16 protein-coding genes and 3 tRNA genes are annotated in these 20,470 nt (G+C 68.8%); 11 read left to right on the top strand and 8 right to left on the bottom strand.

Annotated elements, in window-relative coordinates:
• Nucleotides 1-26 precede the first annotated feature (26 nt).
• The gene (locus ACTIGJ_RS04790; protein WP_439639139.1) at nt 27-872 is read right to left on the bottom strand and encodes a redoxin domain-containing protein; all 846 of its coding nucleotides are present in this window, start codon (nt 870-872) and stop codon (nt 27-29) included.
• 32 nt (nt 873-904) lie between these two features.
• A complete protein-coding gene (locus tag ACTIGJ_RS04785; RefSeq protein WP_439639138.1) occupies nt 905-1,486 on the bottom strand; it encodes a TetR/AcrR family transcriptional regulator in 582 nt (193 codons plus the stop codon).
• A 198-nt stretch (nt 1,487-1,684) separates the two neighbouring features.
• Between ACTIGJ_RS04785 and ACTIGJ_RS04780 the strand changes: the two genes are divergently transcribed.
• The gene (locus ACTIGJ_RS04780) at nt 1,685-3,367 is read left to right on the top strand and encodes an AMP-binding protein (protein WP_439639137.1); all 1,683 of its coding nucleotides are present in this window, start codon (nt 1,685-1,687) and stop codon (nt 3,365-3,367) included.
• Nucleotides 3,368-3,388: 21 nt separating this feature from the next.
• Here ACTIGJ_RS04780 and ACTIGJ_RS04775 read toward each other — a convergent pair whose 3' ends face one another.
• The 3 genes from ACTIGJ_RS04775 to ACTIGJ_RS04765 are packed head-to-tail and all read right to left on the bottom strand — an operon-like array spanning nt 3,389 to nt 6,829.
• Nucleotides 3,389-4,207 carry a sulfite exporter TauE/SafE family protein gene (locus ACTIGJ_RS04775; protein ID WP_439639136.1) on the bottom strand — a complete coding sequence of 273 codons (819 nt, stop codon included), beginning with the start codon at nt 4,205-4,207 and terminating at the stop codon, nt 3,389-3,391.
• A 7-nt stretch (nt 4,208-4,214) separates the two neighbouring features.
• Nucleotides 4,215-5,897 (bottom strand): TIGR01244 family sulfur transferase, encoded by a 1,683-nt coding sequence (locus ACTIGJ_RS04770; RefSeq protein WP_439639135.1) that lies wholly within the window; start codon nt 5,895-5,897, stop codon nt 4,215-4,217.
• A 47-nt stretch (nt 5,898-5,944) separates the two neighbouring features.
• Nucleotides 5,945-6,829, bottom strand: a complete 885-nt coding sequence (locus tag ACTIGJ_RS04765) for an MBL fold metallo-hydrolase (protein ID WP_439639134.1) — start codon at nt 6,827-6,829, stop codon at nt 5,945-5,947.
• A 249-nt stretch (nt 6,830-7,078) separates the two neighbouring features.
• On the opposite strand from ACTIGJ_RS04765, the gene ACTIGJ_RS04760 reads away from it, so the two are divergent.
• From ACTIGJ_RS04760 to ACTIGJ_RS04715, 10 genes are all read left to right on the top strand, one after another.
• Nucleotides 7,079-8,383 (top strand): sigma-54 interaction domain-containing protein, encoded by a 1,305-nt coding sequence (locus tag ACTIGJ_RS04760; RefSeq protein WP_439639133.1) that lies wholly within the window; start codon nt 7,079-7,081, stop codon nt 8,381-8,383.
• Between the two features lie 333 nt (nt 8,384-8,716).
• Nucleotides 8,717-10,054 carry a cytochrome ubiquinol oxidase subunit I gene (locus ACTIGJ_RS04755; RefSeq protein WP_439639132.1) on the top strand — a complete coding sequence of 446 codons (1,338 nt, stop codon included), beginning with the start codon at nt 8,717-8,719 and terminating at the stop codon, nt 10,052-10,054.
• Nucleotides 10,051-11,106, top strand: coding sequence for a cytochrome d ubiquinol oxidase subunit II (locus ACTIGJ_RS04750; protein WP_439639131.1), 1,056 nt, complete (start codon nt 10,051-10,053; stop codon nt 11,104-11,106). Before ACTIGJ_RS04755 ends, ACTIGJ_RS04750 begins: the two co-directional genes overlap by 4 nt.
• A 111-nt stretch (nt 11,107-11,217) precedes the next feature.
• Nucleotides 11,218-13,530, top strand: a complete 2,313-nt coding sequence (locus tag ACTIGJ_RS04745) for an enoyl-CoA hydratase-related protein (protein ID WP_439639130.1) — start codon at nt 11,218-11,220, stop codon at nt 13,528-13,530.
• 124 nt (nt 13,531-13,654) lie between these two features.
• A complete protein-coding gene (locus ACTIGJ_RS04740) occupies nt 13,655-14,263 on the top strand; it encodes an SRPBCC family protein (RefSeq protein WP_439639129.1) in 609 nt (202 codons plus the stop codon).
• A 106-nt stretch (nt 14,264-14,369) separates the two neighbouring features.
• Nucleotides 14,370-16,190 (top strand): excinuclease ABC subunit UvrC, encoded by a 1,821-nt coding sequence (gene uvrC / locus ACTIGJ_RS04735; RefSeq protein ID WP_439639128.1) that lies wholly within the window; start codon nt 14,370-14,372, stop codon nt 16,188-16,190.
• 174 nt (nt 16,191-16,364) lie between these two features.
• Nucleotides 16,365-16,925 carry a CDP-diacylglycerol--glycerol-3-phosphate 3-phosphatidyltransferase gene (gene pgsA, locus ACTIGJ_RS04730; protein WP_439639127.1) on the top strand — a complete coding sequence of 187 codons (561 nt, stop codon included), beginning with the start codon at nt 16,365-16,367 and terminating at the stop codon, nt 16,923-16,925.
• A gap of 131 nt (nt 16,926-17,056) precedes the next feature.
• Nucleotides 17,057-17,132 (top strand) — tRNA-Gly (locus ACTIGJ_RS04725).
• Between the two features lie 116 nt (nt 17,133-17,248).
• Nucleotides 17,249-17,322, top strand: a tRNA-Cys gene (locus ACTIGJ_RS04720).
• A gap of 36 nt (nt 17,323-17,358) precedes the next feature.
• Nucleotides 17,359-17,434: transfer RNA gene (locus ACTIGJ_RS04715), tRNA-Gly, on the top strand.
• A gap of 69 nt (nt 17,435-17,503) precedes the next feature.
• Here ACTIGJ_RS04715 and ACTIGJ_RS04710 read toward each other — a convergent pair.
• The 3 genes from ACTIGJ_RS04710 to ACTIGJ_RS04700 form a co-directional block, all read right to left on the bottom strand.
• The gene (locus ACTIGJ_RS04710; protein ID WP_439639126.1) at nt 17,504-18,460 is read right to left on the bottom strand and encodes a DMT family transporter; all 957 of its coding nucleotides are present in this window, start codon (nt 18,458-18,460) and stop codon (nt 17,504-17,506) included.
• A 197-nt stretch (nt 18,461-18,657) separates the two neighbouring features.
• Complete coding sequence (locus ACTIGJ_RS04705) at nt 18,658-19,290, bottom strand: glutathione S-transferase family protein (RefSeq protein WP_439639125.1); 633 nt, start codon at nt 19,288-19,290, stop codon at nt 18,658-18,660.
• A 72-nt stretch (nt 19,291-19,362) separates the two neighbouring features.
• Entirely contained in the window at nt 19,363-20,334 is a 972-nt protein-coding gene (locus tag ACTIGJ_RS04700; protein WP_439639124.1) for an NAD(P)H-dependent flavin oxidoreductase, read from the bottom strand.
• Between the last annotated feature and the right edge of the window lie 136 nt (nt 20,335-20,470).

Below are 20,470 nucleotides of genomic sequence, written 5' to 3'. Positions count from 1 at the left end.
GGGGGCGGACAGCGGGCGGTCAGGAGTCAGACGATCGCGTGGCGATCGAGCACGGTGAAGAAGGTCGCCGGTTCCGGGCGGACCCGGTAGTTGTCGGTCATGTCGCAGTAGATGATCCGGCCGCCGGCGGTGGTGATGAATACGGTCGGGCGGGGCACATCGCTGTCGTAGCCCAGCGCCTGGAAGCCGGCCGGCAGACCGTTCCTGACCTTGATACCCAGTGCTTCCGCCGCGCGGTTGCCGGTATCGGTCAGGAAGCGCATCGGCGCATCCATCTGCCGGGCGAGCTGCTCGCTGCTGGCTTCGGACTGCGGGCTGACCAGGTATACGGCCACCCCGCGACGCGCCAGTTCCCGGTACTGCGCGGCGATCTCGCGCACCTGCGCCACGCACAGCGGGCACCAGTTGCCGCGATAGAATATCCACAGCGCCGGGGTCTGCACCAGCGCGGCGGTCCGTAACGGCTCGCCGCGTTCGCCGAGGCTGAAGTCGGGCAGCGTGTTGCCGACCGCCAGCGCATCGTTGCCGGCAGCGCCGAAGCGTGAGTACCAGTAGACATAGGCCAGCGTGCCGACGACGCCGACCATCGCCGCCAGCGCCACTGCCGTCAGCGACGCCGGGCCGGGCAGCAGCAGGCTCAGCGCGGTGCCGAGCAGGCCGATGGCGCGGATCGGGCCGAGGTTGCGCGAGGTCCGCGCTCGCGGCATCAGCATCAGCTGCGAGAAGAACAGTGCCGGCCCGGCACAGGCCAGTGCCGTGCCCAGCCAGCGCGAGGTCCAGCCCTGCTCGCCGATCATGATCAGCGCCGCGATCAGGCCAGCGACGCCGGCCACGATGTAGGCGGTGACGAACAGCGATTTCAGCAGGTTCATGGCGAGTCTCCGGCGGTGGGCGGCAAGCGTGTTCAGTCGAGCGCGCGCAGGGCGACGCGGACGATGTCGTCCAGGCGTTCGGCTGCCGGCTTCGACTTGGCGGCCAGGTTGAGTCCGGACAGCGTGTTGACCAGAAAGCGCGCCAGCGCTTCCGGCGCCTCGCCGGTGGTGATCGCGCCGTGCTGCTGGCCGCGGCGGACGGCGGCCAGCAGGGCCGCTTCCAGTCGCTGGATCGCGGCGGCTGCGGCGGCCATCACCTCGGCGTCATGCGGTGCGATCTCGGTCAGGCAGTTGTTGATGAAGCAGCCGCGCTGGCCGGCTTCGGTCCGGGCCACGGCTACGGTTGCGCGCAGCGCCTCCTCGATCTCGGCGCGGCCGGCGTCGGGTCGGCCGAGCGCGGCCAGCGGGCCGTCCATCAGCTGTTCGGCATAGCAGCGCATGGCTTCGACGACCAGCGCCTGCTTGCTGCCGAAGCTGGCGTACAGGCTGCTCTTGCTGAGCCGGGTGGCGTCGAGCAGATCGGTCATCGACGCCGCGTTGTAACCCTTGGCCCAGAACACCTCGAGGGCGCTGCGCAGCGCCTGGTGTTCATCGAAGCAGCGCGGGCGGGCCATCGGAGGACGGTCGATTCTGGTTCTGGACTGACCGGTCCATAATTGAAGGGCCTGCCGTCCCTGTCAATGCAGGGCGTGTCCGCAGTCCGCGACTGATGTCCGTTTCCGCCATTCCCGGCCATCGTCGAGCCCGGCATGATCCGCCCTCGATACCCGATGCTGCGGCCACGACCGCAGCCACCATTCCGAGGAGGATTCATGTCCGCTGCGATCGACGCCTATCTGCCGTTGCGCCGCCTGGCCCACTGGGCGCACACCACGCCCGATGCCGTCTACCTGACCCAGCCGCTGGCCGATGGCACGGTGCGCACCTTCACCTGGGCCGAAGTGCACGACACCGCGCTGCGGATGGCGGCCCACCTGGCCGCGCAGGGCTGGCCGGCGGGCGCGCGGATCGCGATCCTGTCGAAGAACAGCGCCTGGTGGTACATGGCCGATTTCGCGATCTGGCTGGCTGGCCATGCCTCGGTGCCGATCTATCCGTCGCTGACCGGCGAGTCGGTGCGCTATGTGCTCGAACACGCCGAAGCCGAGGCAGTGTTTGTCGGCCAGCTCGATTCCAGCGACCGCGCGGCGATGCTGGCCGGCATTCCGGACGACGTCGAGGTGATTCGCCTGCCGACGGCCCGTGAGCCTTTGCCGGGCGGCCGCGCCAGCCTGGATTGGGACGCCGTGATCGCCCGCCACGCGCCGCTGCCGAATCCGCCGGACCGCAGCCCGGAAGAGCTTGCGACGATCATCTACACCTCCGGCACCACCGGCCTCCCGAAGGGCGTGATGCACCACTTCCGGGCGATGGCGGTGTCCGGCTATGCGCTGAAGCTGGCCTATGGCGCAACACCGGACGACCGCGTGCTGTCCTACCTGCCGCTGGCCCACGTGGCCGATCGCGTCGCTTCGGAAATGCATTCGCTGACCACCGGCCTCAAGGTCTGGTTCTCGCTCGGGCTGGAGACCTTCACCGCCGACCTGCAGCGCGCCCGGCCGACCTTCTTCCTGTCGGTGCCGAGGCTGTGGACCAAGTTCCGGCAGGCGATCAACGCGAAGATTCCGCAGCCGCAGCTGGCCGCGATGCTCGCCGATCCGGAGCAGGGTCCGCGGGTGCGCAAGCAGATCCTGACCCAGCTCGGCCTCGATGCTGTCCGCGTGCCGACCTTCGGCGCCGCGCCGATGCCGCCGGACCTGCAGCAGTGGTATCTCGATCTCGGCCTCGACATGCTGGAGGTCTACGGCATGACCGAAAACATGGCGGTGTCGCACCGTACCGGCGCCGGTGCCGGACGCATCGGCTGCGTCGGCCAGCCCTCGTATCAGGTCGAGGTGCGTCTCGACCCGGCCAACGGCGAGCTGCTGGTGAAGTCGCCGGGTCAGATGATCGGCTACTACAAGGACGCGGCGAAGACGGCCGAGGCTATGACCGCCGATGGCTACTTCCGCACCGGCGATGTCGGCACCATCGACGCCGACGGCTACTTCCGCATCACCGGCCGCGCCAAGGAAGCGTTCAAGACCGCCAAGGGCAAGTACGTGGCGCCGGCGCAGATCGAGAACAAGCTCGGCGCGCACGGCTACGTCGAAGCCTGCTGCGTCGCCGGCTCCGGCTTCCCGCAGCCGTTCGCGCTGCTGATGCTGTCGCCGGTCGCTTCTGCTGCCGGCCGCGAGGCGGTGAGCGCCGCGTTGGCTGCGCTGCGCGAGCAGGTCAACGCCATGCTCGACCCGCATGAGCGGCTCGACCGGCTGATCGTCGTGCCCGATGCCTGGACGGTCGACAACGGCCTGGTCACGCCCACCTTCAAGGTCAAGCGCAACGAACTGGAAGCCCGCTACGGCGCCCGCTTCGAGCAGTGGGCCACGGCGGCCGAGACGCTGGTCTGGGCCTGATCGCGGTCTGCGCGGCGCGGTTCAGCTGGCCCACGCACGCTGCACCATGATCGCGGCGGCCAGCAGGCTCAGCAGGCCGAACGCCTGCTTCAGCCGGCCCGGCGCGATGCGACCCGCCAGCCGGCTGCCGGCCGCCGTGCCAAGTGCGGCACCGCCGGCAAACGGCAGCGCCAGCGGCCACAGCAGGTGACCGGACAGCGCGGCCACAGTGACGCTGCCGGCCGAGACCAGCGCAATCACCGCCAGCGAGGTGCCGACCACGCTGCGCGCGGTCAGATTGGTGTAGCGGGCCAGGGCCGGCACGATCACGAAGCCGCCGCCGACGCCAAGCGCGCCGCTGAGCAGGCCGGACAGTGCGCCGGTGCCGATCAGCGCGCGGGCGCAGGGCGCGGTCCACTGCAGGCGGCCGCGGTCGCCATCCTGCACACAGGGCAGGCTGCGATCGGGCGTGATCGCCGCGGCACCCGGTGCGGCCTCGCGGATCATCCGGATCGCCACCGCGGCCAGCACGGCGGCAAACACCAGGGTCATCGGCAACACCGGAATCTGGTGCGCCAGCCAGGTGCCGGACGGCGCCACCAGCACGCCGACACCGCCGATCAGCGCGGCGGCGCGATAGCGGAGCTGCCGCTGACGAAAGGCCAGCAGCGCACCGAGCGCCGCCGACAGGCCAACGGCGAGCAGCGCGATCGGGGCCGCCTGCACCACGGTCAGATGCAGGACGAGGATCAGCAGCGGCATCGCCAGGATGCCGCCGCCGGCGCCGGTGAGCGCCAGCGCCAGTCCGATCAGCGCGCCGAGGCCAAGGGTCAGGACATGGGTCAGGGAAAGTGAGTCCATGTGCGCCTCAGCCGACAAGTTCGGGCTGGGCCATCCATTCACGGCCCTTGAGCATGCCCTGCCAGTACAGCGGTGGCAGGACGCGTTCCTTCAGCAGCCAGGCCAGCCGCGAAGGCTTGCGGCCGTCGAGCAGCCAGGCCGGAAAGCTTGGCGCCAGCTTGCCGCCGTAGACGAATTCGGCGAGCACGATCTTGCCGCGCTCCACCGTCAGCGGGCAGGAGCCGTAGCCGTCGTAACGGGCGTCGAGCGGCTGGTCGCGCAGCTGGGCGATCACGTTGTGCGCCACCACTGGCGCCTGCTTGCGCGCGGCGGCAGCCGTCTTGGCATTGCCGGTATTGCCGGCATCGCCGAGGCCGAAGACATTGGCGTGGCGCCGGTGCTGCAAGGTGCCGGCATCGACATCGACCCAGCCGGCGGCGTCAGCCAGCGGGCTGGCCTTGATGAAATCCGGTGCCCGCTGCGGCGGCACCACGTGCAGCAGGTCGAAGGATCGCTGCACGGTCTCGCGGCTGCCATCGGCAAGCACCCGGCTGAAGGTGGCGAGCCGGCGCGGGCCGTCGACGGCGGTCAGCGTGTGGCCGAAGCTCAACGTGGCCTCGTAGCGCTTCACGTATTCCATCAGCGCCGGCACGTAGTCGGCGACGCCGAACAGCACTGCGCCGGCGTTGAGGAACTCGATCTTCACGTCGCCGATCCGGCCATTGCGTTGCCAGTGATCGCCGGACAGGTACAGCGCTTTCTGGGGTGCGCCCGCGCACTTGATCGGCATCGGCGGCTGCGTGAACAGGGCCTTGCCGCGGCGCAGCGCGTGCACCTGCTGCCAGGTGTACGGCGCCAGGTCATAGCGATAGTTGGAGGTGACGCCGTTCTTGCCGAGGGTTTCCGACAGGCCGGGAATCGCTTCCCAGTCGAGCTTCAGGCCGGGGCAGACGATCAGCGTTCGATAGCGGATCGCCCGGCCGTCTTCCAGCAGCACTGCGTTCTGCTCCGGCTCGAACGCGGCCACGGCGGCCTTGATCCAGTGCACGCCACGCGGAATCAGCGACGCCATCGGGCGCACGGTCTGCTCGGCCCTGAACACGCCGGCACCGACCAGCGTCCAGCCGGGCTGGTAGTAGTGCCGCTCGGCCGGATCGATGATCGCGATGTCGAGCTTCGGATCGCGGGCCAGCAGGCTGGCGGCCGTGGCGATGCCAGCCGCACCGCCGCCGACGATTACCACGGTGTGCGTCACATCGGTCTGCGGGCCGGCCGCTGGCCGTGCTTCGGCTGCCTGCCGTTCCAGCCGGGCGGCCAGTGCCGAGAGGTCATAGCCGGCCTGTCGTGCGGCCTCGATCAGCGGTGCCGCCGCCGCGCCGCGCGCGGCGGCGGACAGCGCCCACAGCGTCGTCGAACGGGTACCGGTGCGGCAGTAGGCGAGCACCGGGCCGGGGGCGCTTGCCAGCAGATCGCCGAAGGTGCTGGCAGTGGCGTCATCGACCTTGCCGGCCACGACCGGCAGGTAGTGCAGGGTGATGCCGAGGGCGGCCGCGGCCTGCGCGATTTCCTGATGGGTCGGCTGGTCGGCGCCCTCGCCATCGGGGCGATTGCAGATCACCGTCGTGCAGCCCTGCGCCGCCAGGGCCGGCAGGTCGGTGGCGGTGATCTGCGGCGAAACGGTCAGGCGGTCGGTAAGGCGGGCAGGCGTCATGATCGAGGTTCCGGAAGCGGGTACGGGCAGGGGGGGCTGGAACGCGCTCAGAGCGCGTTGAGGGGAATCTTCAGGTAGCGCATGCCGTTGGCTTCCGGTTCCGGAAGCTCGCCCGCGCGCATGTTGACCTGCACCGACGGCAGGATCAGCACCGGCATCGCCAGCGTTGCATCGCGGGCTGTGCGCATGGCGACGAACGCGTCCTCGCTGATGCCGTCACGGACGTGGACGTTATGGGCGCGCTCCTCGGCCACCGTGCTGGTCCAGCGCGGCGCGCGGCCGTTCGGCGGGTAGTCGTGGCACATGTACAGCGTGGTGGCCGCCGGCAGGCTCAGCACCTTGTTGATCGAGCGGTACAGGGTGCGGGCGTCGCCGCCGGGAAAATCGCAGCGGGCGGTGCCGTAGTCCGGCATGAACAGGGTGTCGCCGACGAAGGCGGCGTGGTCGACCCCGTCGCTGACCACATAGGTCAGGCAGGCCGGCGTATGGCCGGGGGTGTGCAGCACGCGCGCCTCGAGCGAGCCGATCGCGAACCGGTCGCCATCGTGGAACAGGCGATCGAACTGGCTGCCGTCCCGGGCGAAGCGCGCGTCGGCGTTGAAGAGGGTACCGAACGCCGTCTGCACGGTGCGGATCTGGTCGCCGATGGCGATCTGCCCGCCGAGCCGTTCGCGCAGGTAGTGAGCGCCCGACAGGTGGTCGGCATGGACGTGGGTTTCCAGATGCCACTGCACGCGGGCACCGAGTTCCTCGACGCGACGGATCAGCGCGTCTGCCGACGTGGTGGCGGTCCGGCCGGATTTCGGGTCGTAGTCGAGGACGCTGTCGACGATCGCGCACTGCCCGGTGCTGCGATCGAGCACGAGGTAGCTGATGGTCGAGGTGGCCGGGTCGAAGTGACCTTCGACGACAAGGCCTGGGGTCGTGTTCATGGTGCGGACTCCTGTGTCGGTGCCAGTGCTGGCGGATAGCCGATCTGCAGCCAAGCGCCATGCCAGCCGGGCGATGCGATCAAGCCATTGATCGGTATCAGGATTATTCGGAAGTGACGGGGCCCTGCCCGATGCTGGCAGCGTTGGGGCTGGCAGTTCCGGCAGAAGATGGCAGTCGATTGGCAGTCCCGCGCGTTGGCGCTAGGCTCGCAGCGGGCGCAGCGGGCGCCAGAACCGGCAGACCTGACGATGGCGACCGCGGACCCTTCGGTGCACGCGCTGATCTCCTACCTGGAGCACGAGGCGACGCCGATGATCGTGCTCGACATCGACTACAACATCCTCGCCGCCAACACGGCCTACCAGCGCCAGTTCGCCACGCCGCGCCAGCAGGTGCGCGGGCAGAAGTGCTACCGGGTGTCGCACCAGTACAGCGTGCCCTGCGACCAGGCGGGCGAGCACTGTCCGATGAAGCAGGCGCTGGCCAGCCGCGCGCCGGATCGCGTGCTGCACGTTCACCACACGCCGCGCGGCCCGGAGCATGTCGATGTCGAACTGCGGCCGATCCTCGATGAAGCGGGCGAGGTGATCGCCTATGTCGAACGCCTGAACAGCATCGCCGCCGCCTCGGCCCAGCCGCGCGAGGACGGTCTGGTCGGCCGCTCCGATGCCTTCAATGCGGCGCTGTCGGCGCTGCAGCGTGCTGCGCCCTCCCAGGTGCCGGTGCTGCTGCAGGGCGAATCCGGTACCGGCAAGGAACTGTTCGCGCGGGCGCTGCATCAGGCCAGTCCGCGGGCGCGCGGCTCGCTGGTGGTGGTCGATTGCACCGGGCTGTCGGAAACGCTGTTCGAGAGCGAGCTGTTCGGCCACGAGCGCGGCGCGTTCACCGGCGCGATGCAGCGCAAGATCGGGCTGGCCGAAACCGCGCACGGCGGCACGCTGTTTCTCGACGAGATCGGCGACGTGCCGCTGCCAATGCAGGTCAAGCTGCTGCGGCTGATCGAGTCCGGCACCTTTCGACGTGTCGGCGGCATCGAGACCCTGCGCGCCGATTTCCGGCTGGTATCGGCGACCCACAAGCCGCTGAAGGCGATGGTCGAGGCCGGGACCTTCCGGCAGGACCTGTACTACCGGATCAGCGCCTTTCCGGTGCAGCTGCCGCCACTGCGAGAGCGGGACGACGATCTGCCGCTGCTGGTCCAGAGCCTGCTGCGGCGGATCGGTGGCAGCACGCCGCTGCGCATCGACGACGAGGCGCTGGCGACCCTGCGCCGCCACGCTTGGCCGGGCAATGTCCGCGAGTTGCGCAACGTGCTGGAGCGCGCGCGGCTGTTTGCCGACGACGGCGTGATCCGGCCGCGCGACCTGCCGCCGGAACTGCTCGATGGCGCCGGCAGCGCGGCGCCGCCGCTGCGCCGACGCCCGGACGACGAGAAGGCCCGGCTGTCACATGCGCTGGCCACCTTCGACGGCAGCCGTGCCGAGCTGGCGGCGCATCTCGGGCTCAGCGAACGGACCCTGTATCGGCGTCTCAAGGATTACGGGCTGGCCTGAGTCGGTTTGGCCGCAGCGGCTGCGGACTGCCAGAACACTGCCAAGGGGCGGCGGCGGCAGTCCTGATGGCAGTCAGCGCTGGCAGAGCGGCTCGCCGAAGGAATTCAAGCGAATGAAAATAAACAGGTTTTTCGTATGTCGCGGATGGCATGGCGTTTGATAGACGGGGTAGCCCTGCCAACCACCTGCCGATCATGTCCCGCCCGCCACCGCTTGCCGATACTGCCGCTGAAGTCCTCGCGCGCATGCCGCTGTTTCCAGGACCGGCGAAGGCTGCGGGCGCTTCCCGCCTGATGCAAACCCCGATTGCCGATACCCAGAGGAGCGACTGACGTGGACGACCCCCTGCTGCTGGCCCGTATCCAGTTCGCGGCCAATATCACCTTCCACATCCTGTTCCCGACCTTGTCGATCGCCCTCGGCTGGGCGCTGCTGTTCTTCCGGGTGCGCTATACCCGGACCCGCGACGAGCGCTGGATGTCGCTGTACCGCTTCTGGGTCAAGATCTTCGCGCTGTGTTTCGCGCTCGGCGTGGTCAGCGGCATCACCATGAGTTTCCAGTTCGGTACCAACTGGCCGGGCTTCATGACCACGGTCGGCAACATCGCCGGCCCGCTGCTGGCCTACGAGGTGCTGACCGCGTTCTTCCTCGAAGCGACCTTCCTGTCGATCATGCTGTTCGGCATGAACCGGGTCAGCGAGCGGGTGCACACGCTGGCAACCGCGCTGGTCTGCTTCGGCACCACGCTGTCTGCGTTCTGGATCCTGGTGCTGAACAGCTGGATGCAGACGCCGGTCGGCTTCGAGATGCGCGACGGCGTGGCCCATGCCACCGACTGGCTGGCGATCCTGTCGAACCCGTCGCTGCCGTACCGGTTCGTGCACATGCTGATTGCCAGCGCGCTGACCGTGGCCTTCCTGATCGCCGGCCTATCGGCCTACCGGCTGCTGCGTCGCGACCGTGGCCCGGAAGTGGCGCTGGGCCTGAAGGTCGGCGTCTATGCGGCGGCGGCGCTGATTCCGCTGCAGATCGTGGTGGGGGACCTGCACGGCCTCAACACCCTGCATCACCAGCCGGCCAAGGTGGCGGCGATGGAAGGGCTGTGGGACACCACCGCCGGTGCGCCGGCCGTGCTGTTCGCGATTCCCGACGAGGCCGGCCAGCGCAACCGCTACGAGATCGCGATTCCGAAGCTGGCTTCGCTGTACCTCGTCCATGACGCCAACGGCGTCGTGAAGGGCCTCAAGGACTTCGAGCGCCATCCCCGGATGACGCCGGTGTTCTGGTCGTTCCGGGTGATGGTCGGTGTCGGCCTGCTGATGCTGGCGGTGTCGTGGCTGTCGGCTGCCGCGCTGCGACGTGGCCCGTTGCCGACCTGGTTGTTGAAGGTGCTGACGGCGATGAGTTTCTCCGGCTGGTTCGCCGTCGTGGCCGGCTGGTGGGTCACCGAGATCGGCCGCCAGCCCTGGCTGGTCACCGGCGTGCTGACCGCCGCCGATGCCGCCTCCAGCGTGCCGGCACCGCTGATCGCGACCTCGCTGGTGATGTACCTGGCGCTGTACGCCGTGCTGATCGTGGCGTTCATCTCGGCGGTGTTCCATCTGGCGCGCAAGGGCACACCGCCGGCGCACGGCGGGGCTGCGCTGCCGCTGGCTGGAGCGGTGTCATGAATCCGGTCGACCTCGTACCCGCCGGCCTGACTGGCGCCGCGTTCTGGCTGCCGCTGATCTTCGTCTGCCTGATGGGGCTGGCGATGCTGCTGTACGTGATTCTCGACGGCTACGACCTTGGCGTCGGCATCTGGCTGCAGCGCGCCGAACCCGCGCAGCGGGACCGGATGATCGCAGCGATCGGTCCGTTCTGGGATGCCAACGAAACCTGGCTGGTGCTCGGCGTCGGCCTGCTGCTGGTGGCGTTCCCGCTGGCTCATGGCGTCATCCTCGGCGCGCTGTACCTGCCGGTGGCGCTGATGCTGGTCGGCCTGATCCTGCGCGGCGTGGCGTTCGACTTCCGCGCCAAGGTGAAGTCGGAGAAAAAGGCGCGCTGGGATCTGGCGTTCCATGCCGGCTCGCTGCTCGCCTCGCTGGCGCAGGGCACGATGCTCGGCCAGCTGATCACCGGTTTTGACGCGTCGCCGGCCGGGCTGCTGTTCTCGATTTTCATCGGCCTGGGCCTGGCGGCCGGCTACGCGCTGCTGGGCGCCAGCTGGCTGATCCTGAAGACCGAAGGCGCGCTGCAACTGCGGGCGCTGCGCTGGGCGCGGCTGTCGGCCTGGGGCACGGGTGCCGGCATCGCGGCGGTATCGATCGCGACACCGCTGGTCAGCCCGTCGATCTTCGCCAAGTGGTTCTCGCTGCCGCAGTTCTTCGCGCTGCTGCCGATCCCGCTGGCCTCGCTGGCGATGTTCGTGCTGCTGCAGGTGTTCCTGTCGCGGCTCAAGGTCGATGCCGGCAGCGGCAATGCCAATGGTCTGCGCCGCTGGTCGTGGGGCCCGTTCGCCTGCAGCGTGTCGCTGTTCGTGCTGGCCTTCTTCGGGCTTGCCTACAGCCTGTTCCCGTATCTGGTGCCGGACCGGATCACCATCTGGAACGCGGCCGCTGCACCGGAGTCGCTGATGGTGATGCTGGTCGGCGCGCTTCTGGTGCTGCCGGCGATCCTCGGCTACACCGCGTTCGCCTACCGGGTGTTTCGCGGCAAGGCTTCGGACCTCCATTACGGATGACGGAGGTTCTCGACCTTTGGGGATGGGCCGCTTCGGGTTAGCAGACTTACCGTGGCCGGCTTCGGCATCATCGCGGCCACGTTCCTCTTTCGGCCGAAACTGCCCGCATCCATGGAAAACCTTGACCTGCTGCCTGTCATCATCGGTGTCGGCGACATTACCGATCGCCCGGACAAGGGCCAGTCCGGCCTGGAGCCGCTGCGGCTGATCGAAGCGGCCGCGCGGGCCGCCGATGCCGACGCCGGCGGCGGCTGGCTGGCGAAGCTCGACCGCCTGTACGTGGTGCCGCAGCTGACCTGGCCGTACGCCGATCTGCCCGGCCTGGTGTCGTCGACGCTCGGCATCGCGCCGACCGTGGTGCCGACCGAAGGCATCAGCGGCGATTCGCCGGTGCGCTACCTGAGCCAGGCGGCGGTGGAGATCGCCAGCGGCCGCTCGGTGGCGGCGCTGATCTGCGGCGCCGAAGCCTTCGGTTCGCTGCGTGCCGCTGCCGCCCAGCGCAAGGCGCCGGATGGCTGGACGCCGGGCGGCAAGGCGGCGCCGTTGATCGATGGCTCCGCGTACGTCACCAAGCTGGCTGCGAAGTACGGACTCAAGGACCCGACCGAGGTCTATACCCTTTACGAGAACGCGCTGCGCGCCGCCAACGGCCTGACTGCCGAGGCATCGACCGCCGAATCGGCCGCGCTGTGGGCGCAGTACGCGGCGGTGGCGGCGACCAACGCCTATGCCTGGGACCGCGCCGGCCATGATCCGGCCGCGATTGCCACGGCCTCGTCGAAGAATCGGCCGATCAGCTATCCGTACCTGAAGCGGATGGTCGCGCAGCTGTACGTGAACCAGGGCGCGGCGGTGATCGTGACCTCGCGTGCGGCGGCGCTGGCGGCTGGCGTGCCGGCCTCAAAGCTGGTCTATGTCGGCTCCGGTGCCGGGGCTTCGGACATCGACGACTTCCTCTCGCGGCCCGGTTATGCCGAATGCCTGCCGATGGAGCTGGCGCTGACCGAGGCGCTGAAGGCCAACGGCCTGAGCGGTCGCGATGTCGATGCCGCCGAGATCTATTCCTGCTTCCCGTGCATCCCGAAGCTGGCGCTGAAGGCGATCGGCGGCCTGCGCGACGGCGTGGCGCCGAGCGTCACCGGGGGCTTGAGCTTCTTCGGCGGCCCGCTTGGCGATTTCATGAGCCATGCGATCACCGCGATGACCCGCGTGCTGCGCGCCGGCAGCGCCAACAGCGGCCTGCTGTACGGCAACGGCGGCTATGTGACCAAGCATTTCGCGGCCGTGCTGCTACGCGATCCGCCGGCGTCGCTGCCGGTCAGCCTCGATCTGAACGACACGGTCGCCGCCCGCCGCGCCAGCCTGCCGGCGCTGCGGCTGCTCGACGACTACGAAGGCTCGGCCACGGTCGAAACCTATCTGGTCAAGTTCGATTCCAGCGGCGACCCGCAGCTGGCGTCGATCGTCGCCCGCACGCCGGACGGCGCCCGCACCGTGGCGCTGCTGCATCCGCACGACTATCGCGGCCAGGCGCTGCTGATCAATGGCGCTCGCGAGCCGATCGGCCTGCCGGGGCAGATCGCCAAGGTCGACGGCCAGATGCAGTGGACCTTCGACGAGGCCGTGCTGCCGCCGGTCGGCGCGCCGGGCAGCCCGGTGCTGCTGGAACGCCGCGACGGCCATGTCGCCGTGGTGACCTTGAACCGGCCGCTGCGGATGAACTCGGTCAATGCGCGGCTGGCGCGGGCGATCGCCGAGATCATCCAGGTGACCGAGGCCGACCCGGCGATCCGCGTCGTGGTGTTCGCATCGTCGCGGCCGGAGGTGTTCTGCGCCGGGCTGGATCTGTCGGCGCTGTCGAACCCGCGCGCGCTGCAGGAACTGATGCGCATCGAGGGCGGCTTCGCCGGCTATGTCAACGCCGTGCGCAGCAAGCCGTGGATCGCGGCGGTGCGCGGCCAGGCGCTGGGCGGCGGTTTCGAACTGGCGCTGGCCAGCGAGCTGATCGTGGCCGCCGACGACAGCCAGTTCGGCCTGCCGGAAGTGAAGCGCGGCATCATCGCCGCCGCTGGCGGTGTCGCCCGCCTGCCGCGCGCGCTGCCGCGCAATCTGGCCGCGCAGGCGGTGCTGACCGGCGAGCCGATGTCGGCGGAGCTGCTGCACCGGCATGGCGTCATCAACGCGCTGGCGCCGGCCGATCAGGTGATCGACAAGGCCGTCGAACTCGGTCGCCGCATCGCCGCCAATGCGCCGCTGGCGATCGCCGAAAGCCTGAAGCTGCTGAAGCTCGGCGTCGACGTGAGCGATGCCGAACTGTCGCGGCTCAGCATGGAAGCCGGCGCCCGGCTGATGGGCACCGCCGATGCCCGCGAAGGCGGCCAGGCGTTCATGGAAAAGCGCGCGCCGGTCTGGAAAGGCAAGTGAGCGCCGGCCCGCTCGCCAAGCCGCTAACGGCGCGGCCGGAGCGGGCCGTATAGTCGGCGCAGGCGCCCGCAGCGCCCGACCGGGCCGACAGAGCCCCGCCGCCAATATCGAGGAGTGAACCGCAATGCGTCTGCTGATCCGTGTGGTCGTGTTTGTCGCCGTGCTGCTGGTGGGGCTGGTCGGGATCGGGTTCCTGCTGTCGGACCAGGTGCATGTCGAACGGCGTGTCGAGATCGCTGCGCCGCCGGCGGCGCTGTACGCGGTGCTGAACAGTTTCGACAAGTTCGAGCAGTGGTCGCCGTGGGCCGGCCTGGACCCGGCGATGAAGGTCGAGATCAGCGGCCCGCCGGCGGGTGTCGGCGCGCGCTATGCCTGGCATGGCAATGCCGAGGTCGGCTCCGGCAGCCAGGAGATCATCGCCACCACGCCGGACCGCTCGGTGACACTGAAGCTGGTGTTCGATGGCTTCGAGCATCCGTCGACCACGGTCTACAGCATCGAACCGAAAGGCGAGGGCAGCGTGGTCAGCTGGTCGATGGACGCCGATCTCGGTCATGACCCGGTGATGCGCTATGTCGGCCTGGTAATGAAGAAGGAGATCGAGGTCGACTACGACAAGGGTCTGGCGCGCCTGAAGACATTGGCCGAGGCCCTGCCGGCGCCGTCCGGCGATGCCGCCGCACCGGCCGCCGAGCCGACCGCCGCACCGAGCCCGGAGGGCGCCGGCTACTGAGCCGGAGGGTCGGCGCGGCAGCGCTGCGCGGGGTGCTTCCCGCCGGCTGCCGCTGCTGCCGCAGCGGGTCTCCGCAGATGGTCAATGCGCCGGTATCCTTCGCGCGATGAGCGATCCGGCACCCGTTTTCGATTCCAAGGCATTCCTGTCGCAGCTGACCAGTTCGCCCGGCGTCTACCGCATGTACGACGCCGGCGACGATCTTCTGTACGTCGGCAAGGCGCGCAATCTGAAGAAGCGCGTCGGCAGCTATTTCCTGCGTGCCAGCGGCAATCCGCGCATCGAGTCGATGGTCGACCAGATCGCCCGCATCGAGGTGTCGCTGACTCACACCGAAGATGAGGCGCTGCTGCTGGAAGCCACACTCATCAAGGAGCAGAACCCGCGCTACAACGTGTCGCTGCGGGATGACAAGAGCTACCCGTTCGTCAAGATCAGCAACGGCCACGACTACCCGCGGATCGGCTTCCATCGCGGCAGCAAAGACAGCGAAGCGCGCTACTTCGGGCCGTTCCCGAGCGCTACCGCCGTGCGCGAGACGCTCTACACCCTGCAGAAGCTGTTCCGCCTGCGGCCCTGCAATGACACCTTCTTCAGCAACCGCCGCCGGCCCTGCCTGCAGTACCAGATCCGGCGCTGCTCGGCACCCTGCGTGAAGCTGATCTCACCGGAGGACTACGCGGTCGACATCGGCCGCGCGGTGCGGCTGCTCGAAGGCCGTGGCGACGAGCTGGCCCGCGAGATCGGCACCGAGATGGAAGCAGCCTCCGAAGCGCTGGAGTTCGAGCGCGCCGCCAAGCTGCGCGACCAGATCGCGGCACTCGCGCGGGTGCGCGAGAACCGTGCGATCACCGGCGGCGCCGACGAGATCGACGTGATCGCGGTCGCGCCGCATCCGTCGTCGAGCTGCATCGTCGTCACCTCGGTGCGTGACGGCCTGAACCTCGGTCACGGCAGCTTTTTCCCGAAGCATCCGCACGGCATGGAAGTGCCGGAACTGCTGGGCAGCTTCCTCGGCCAGTACTACCTGAGCCGGCCGGTGCCGCCGGAGGTGCTGATCAGCCATCAGCCGGACGATCTCGAATGGATCGAGGCGACCCTGGCGCACGCCGCCGGCCGCAAGGTGAAGATCAACGCGCCGCAACGCGGCCCCAAGCAGCGGCTGATGGAGATGGCGATCAACACCGCGCAGCAGGCGCTGTCGACGCGGCTGGTCGAGGCGGCCAGCATGGACAAGCGCCTGCTGGAACTGCAGCAGGCGCTGGATCTGGACGCACCGCCGCGCCGGCTGGAGTGTTTCGACATCAGCCATTCGATGGGCGAACGGCCGGTGGCGTCCTGCGTGGTGTTCAACGAGGAAGGGCCGCTGAAGATCGCCTACCGCAAGTTCAACATCGAAGGCATCACGCCGGGTGACGACTACGCGGCGATCAAGCAGGCGGTGTCGCGGCGCTTCGCGCGCGTGAAATCCGGCGAGGTCCAGGTGCCGGACGTGCTGTTCATCGACGGCGGCGCCGGCCAGCTCGCGTCGGCCTGCGAGGCGCTGGAGGAACTGGAGTACGAGGGCGTGCGGATCGTCGCGATCGCCAAGGGGCCGACGCGCAAGCCGGGGCTCGAACAGCTGATCCTGCCGGAGCGCGATCAGCCGATCATGCTGCCGCCGGATTCACCGGCGCTGCACCTGATCCAGCGGATTCGCGACGAGGCCCACCGATTCGCGATCACTGGCCACCGGGCGCGGCGCGACAAGGCGCGCGTCACCTCCGGGCTGGAGGCGATCGAGGGCCTGGGGCCGACCCGGCGGCGGGCGCTGCTCAATGCCCTGGGCGGGCTCGGCCAGATCAAGCGTGCCGGCATCGACGAGCTGGCGCGCGTCGACGGCATCAACCGGCGGCTGGCGGAGCGGATCTACGCGCATTTCCATTGACGCGGTGTTGACGAACCGGCAGTGGATTCCTCGCCCGTTCGTTGCCTGATGACCCACTGCGCGCCACGTGCCGGCGGCATTCGGCTCGATTGCAGTGCCATGCGACCACAAGGCCCCGCTTTTGCTGGACACTAGCCTCTGACCACCGGCCACGAACGGCATCGCCTCCAGGACATGCGGATCAATCTCCCCACAGCACTGACGCTCGGCCGGGTCGTGGTCATACCGATCGTCGTCGGACTTTTCTACATCGACTGGCAGCATGCGCGGCAGGCCACGGCGATGCTGTTCGTGGCGGCAGCGGTCACCGACTGGTTCGATGGCTGGCTGGCGCGACGCTGGAACCAGACTTCCAACTTCGGCGCGTTTCTCGATCCGGTGGCCGACAAGCTGCTGGTGGCCGTGGCGCTGGTGATGCTGCTGCGCGACGACCCGCGCAGCGTCATGAGCGTGCTGGTGGCGATCATCATCGGCCGCGAGATCACCATCTCCGCGCTGCGGGAATGGCTGGCCGAACTGGGCCAGCGCAAGCGGGTCGCCGTCGGCATGGTCGGCAAGATCAAGACCGCGTTCCAGATGACCGCGATCAGCCTGATGCTGTGGAAGCTGCCGGTTGCCGACGTCGACGTCTATCGCATCGGCTATGGCTTGCTGTTCGCGGCGGCGGCGCTGACCTTGTGGTCGATGGTGGTCTACCTGCGGGCGGCCTGGCCGGTGATGCGCGACGAATTCTGAGCGGCCGTTCAAGCGCGTCTCGCGCTGCTTCGGAGACCGGTGATGAAGGGCGGACGGCGGTGCAGGTTTTTCGCAGGAATGGCTTGACACCCTGCCTTCAGCCACTAGAATACGCGCCTCGGCAACACGCTGCGGGAATAGCTCAGCTGGTAGAGCGCAACCTTGCCAAGGTTGAGGTCGCGAGTTCGAATCTCGTTTCCCGCTCCAACGTGAAGTCAGTCAGAAACCTCGTGAGCAACGAGGTTTTTTCGCTTCAGGAGTCTGGCTCCGAAAGCAAGCGGGTCGGGCACCTGAGGTGCTGGCCTGGCAGCAAGCGGTACGTGGGCTACATGGCAGATCGGTTATGCAGAGGACTGCAAATCCTCGTAGGTCGGTTCGACTCCGGCTGTAGCCTCCACTTTCAGACCCTCGTTCGAGGGTGGCGTTGCACGCTGCGGGAATAGCTCAGCTGGTAGAGCGCAACCTTGCCAAGGTTGAGGTCGCGAGTTCGAATCTCGTTTCCCGCTCCATTGCCGGCCTCGGCCGGACGCCCTTCGCGGCTGCCGCCGCAGACCTGACTCCCAGTTTCCTCGCGATCGTCAGCCGGGCATGCGCCCGAGCAGGCGCGTCAGCTGCGCGCGCAATGCAACGGCTGCACCGGCCAGCGCCACGATGACCATGCCGATGATGCTCAGCAGGTCGGCGACATGGCCGAACACCAGCCAGCCGAGCAGGCCAGCCCAGACCAGTTGCAGGTACATCACCGGCGCCAGCACCGATGCCGGCGCGTGACGGTGGGCCGCAGTGAACAGGAAATGCCCGAGCCCGCCGGCTGCGCCGGTGCAGAAGAACAGCAGCATCTGGGACGTGTCCGGCCAGCGGCCTTCCCAGAACCACGGCAGCATCAGCCCGTAGACCAGCGAGCCGACGATGGCCGTGTAGAACAGCATCGGCACGGTGCCTTCGGTGCGCGCCAGCAACCGCGACATCAGCTGGTAGCTGGCGATCAGCACGGCGCCGATCAGCGCGCAGACGACACCAAGCGGATCAAGCCCCGCGCCCGGCCGGGCGATCAGCAGCACGCCGGAAAAGCCGGCCACGGCCGCCACGATGCCGTAGCCGCCCACCCGTTCGCCCAGCACCGTGCCGCTGATCAGCACCACCAGTAGCGGCGACAGGAAGACGATCGCCGTCGCTTCGGCGACCGGCAGCCGGTGGAAGGCGATCGCCATGATCACCGACGCCAGCGCCAGGCAGGCCGAACGCAGCAGCACCAGACCGGTGCGCTGGGTCTGTACCAGCCGGCGGCCATGACCGGGCGCGAGGATCGCCAGCATCAGCAGGCCTTGCACGGCGTAGCGGATGGCGATCACCACTGGTGGCGCGTAGTGCTCGGTCAGCACCTTGGTGGTGGTGTCCATGCAGGCGAACAGCAGCACCGCCGCCATCACCAGCAGCGCAGCGCGCAGCGGGTGGCTGCCGACAGCAGCGCTGGCGATGACGGGAGCCGGCGCGGCGGTTGCAGCAACGGAATCGGCGGGCGGCGGCGTCGTCATCGGCGGAGCGGGTCGGTGGGCGCGCATCTTAGGCTGCCGGCGTCCGCCGTGCCCGCTGCCCGATCAGCGCTGCCAGAAAACCGCCGGGCCGGCCGACCGCAGGCGCGCGACCTCACCGCTTCCACCCGACGAGATGTCGAAGCCGCGCCGGCCGGTCCCCGTCCCCGGAGGTCCGGCAGACGATCAAGCGCCAGCCTTCAGGCCGCGCAGGCCTTGGCGGTGCGCTGCCAGGCCGGGCGTTGCTCCAATCGGGCCAGATAGGCGCGCACCTGCGGGTAGCGGTCCAGCGGCGCGTGAGTGGGGAACGGAATCGCCGTGCCGGCCGCCATCGCCAGCGTGTAGTAGACCATCACGTCGGCGGCGCTGAAGCGGTTGTCGACCAGGTAGTCGCCGCCGGCCAGCGTCCGCTCGACATGCGCCAGCATGGTGTCGTACTCGCCCATCGCGAAGGCCTGCAGACCCGGCGCATCGGACTGGGTCAGCACCGACAGCAGGTCGATCAGCACCGGATACATCAGAGTCGATTCAGCGCTGGCCATCCAGTAGTCGTACTGCCGTCGCGCGGCGGTGCCGGGCGCCGGACGCAGCCCGTGGTCGCCATGGCGATCGAGCAGGTAGTCGCAGATCACCGAGGATTCCTCGACGACGATACCGTCGTCCTCGATCACCGGCGCCTTGGCCAGCGGCGTCACCGCCCGCAGCGACGGCGGCGCGCGGAAAGTCTGCGGGTCGCGCAGGTGGCGGACCAGCTCGTAGCGCAGGCCCATTTCCTCGGCCAGCCAGACGATGCGCTCGGAACGGGACAGCACCAGATGGTGGATCTTCAGCACGCGGGTTCTCCTCCGGTTGCGGGATGCGTCCGGCCCCTCGTGCCGCTTCCGGGCCGGATCGCGACTGCGACTTTAATTCACCCGCTGGTTGGCGGTCGCCAGCAGGCTGCGGCATTCGCCGACCATGCGCTCGATCAGCTCGGCGCAGGTCGGAATGTCGTCGATCAGGCCGACCGACTGGCCGGCCCAGATCAGGCCGGCATTGACGTCGCCGGTTTCCAGCGCCACGCGGCCCTTGGCGCCGGACACCAGGTGCTGGATGTCGGCAAACGTGCAGCCGCCCGGGCGGTTCTCGATCGCCACCACCTCATCCGATACCGGCGTCTTCAGCACCCGGCCGGTGTTGTGCAGCGTGCGGAAAATCAGGTTGGTGTCGCGCTCGGTCGCCTTGACCAGCAGCTGCTTGATGTTGTCGTGGATCGGCGCTTCCTGGGTGACGCAGAAGCGGGTGCCCATGTTGACGCCTTCGATGCCGAGCGCGAACGCGGCGGCCATGGTCCGGCCGTCGGCGATGCCGCCGGAGGCGATCAGCGGAATCTTGACCTTGCGGGCGGCCAGCGCGAACAGGATCAGGCAGCCGATGCCGTCCTCGCCCGGATGGCCGGCGCATTCGTAGCCATCGATCGACACGGCATCGACGCCATTGCGTTCGGCCGACAGCGCATGCCGCACGGCGGTGCACTTGTGGATGATCTTCACGCCGCGCGCCTTGGCCTTGAGGATGAATTCCTTCGGGTTGTTGCCGGCGGTTTCCAGCACCTTCACACCGTTGTCCAGCGCGGCGTCGAGATAGGCCTCGTACGGTGGTGGCTTGGCGCTCGGCAGGATGGTCAGGTTGACGCCGAACGGCTTGTCGGTCATCTCGCGGCAGCGAAGGATTTCCTTGGCCAGATCGTCCGGGCTCGGCTGGGTCAGCGCCGTGATGATGCCCAGGCCGCCGGCATTGGAAACCGCAGCGGCGAGTTCGGCACGGCCGACCCACATCATGCCGCCCTGGATGATCGGGTACTGGATGCCCAGCATTTCGGTGACTCGGGTCTTCATCGGGGCGGTGTCTTCGGTGGGTGAAGGGAAGGTGGGCCAGCCGGCGGCAGGGGCTGGAAACGGGTGACGGCGAGCATGCGGGCCGGGCCAGCGGGCGCTGCCCGTCTTTCGTCTGGGCCACGAAAAAGCCCCGCCG

The organism is Nevskia sp. (assembly GCF_051860985.1).
Classification (GTDB): domain Bacteria; phylum Pseudomonadota; class Gammaproteobacteria; order Nevskiales; family Nevskiaceae; genus Nevskia.
Note: the sequence above shows the minus strand (reverse complement) of the source record. Positions and strands in the feature narration are given on the sequence as shown.

Coding starts and splice junctions, on each gene's coding strand:
- ACTIGJ_RS04790 (WP_439639139.1), bottom strand. CDS start 872: ATGAACCTGCTGAAATCGCTGTTCGTCACCGCCTACATCGTGGCCGGC.
- ACTIGJ_RS04785 (WP_439639138.1), bottom strand. CDS start 1,486: ATGGCCCGCCCGCGCTGCTTCGATGAACACCAGGCGCTGCGCAGCGCC.
- ACTIGJ_RS04780 (WP_439639137.1), top strand. CDS start 1,685: ATGTCCGCTGCGATCGACGCCTATCTGCCGTTGCGCCGCCTGGCCCAC.
- ACTIGJ_RS04775 (WP_439639136.1), bottom strand. CDS start 4,207: ATGGACTCACTTTCCCTGACCCATGTCCTGACCCTTGGCCTCGGCGCG.
- ACTIGJ_RS04770 (WP_439639135.1), bottom strand. CDS start 5,897: ATGACGCCTGCCCGCCTTACCGACCGCCTGACCGTTTCGCCGCAGATC.
- ACTIGJ_RS04765 (WP_439639134.1), bottom strand. CDS start 6,829: ATGAACACGACCCCAGGCCTTGTCGTCGAAGGTCACTTCGACCCGGCC.
- ACTIGJ_RS04760 (WP_439639133.1), top strand. CDS start 7,079: ATGGCGACCGCGGACCCTTCGGTGCACGCGCTGATCTCCTACCTGGAG.
- ACTIGJ_RS04750 (WP_439639131.1), top strand. CDS start 10,051: ATGAATCCGGTCGACCTCGTACCCGCCGGCCTGACTGGCGCCGCGTTC.
- ACTIGJ_RS04745 (WP_439639130.1), top strand. CDS start 11,218: ATGGAAAACCTTGACCTGCTGCCTGTCATCATCGGTGTCGGCGACATT.
- ACTIGJ_RS04740 (WP_439639129.1), top strand. CDS start 13,655: ATGCGTCTGCTGATCCGTGTGGTCGTGTTTGTCGCCGTGCTGCTGGTG.
- uvrC (WP_439639128.1), top strand. CDS start 14,370: ATGAGCGATCCGGCACCCGTTTTCGATTCCAAGGCATTCCTGTCGCAG.
- pgsA (WP_439639127.1), top strand. CDS start 16,365: ATGCGGATCAATCTCCCCACAGCACTGACGCTCGGCCGGGTCGTGGTC.
- ACTIGJ_RS04710 (WP_439639126.1), bottom strand. CDS start 18,460: ATGACGACGCCGCCGCCCGCCGATTCCGTTGCTGCAACCGCCGCGCCG.
- ACTIGJ_RS04700 (WP_439639124.1), bottom strand. CDS start 20,334: ATGAAGACCCGAGTCACCGAAATGCTGGGCATCCAGTACCCGATCATC.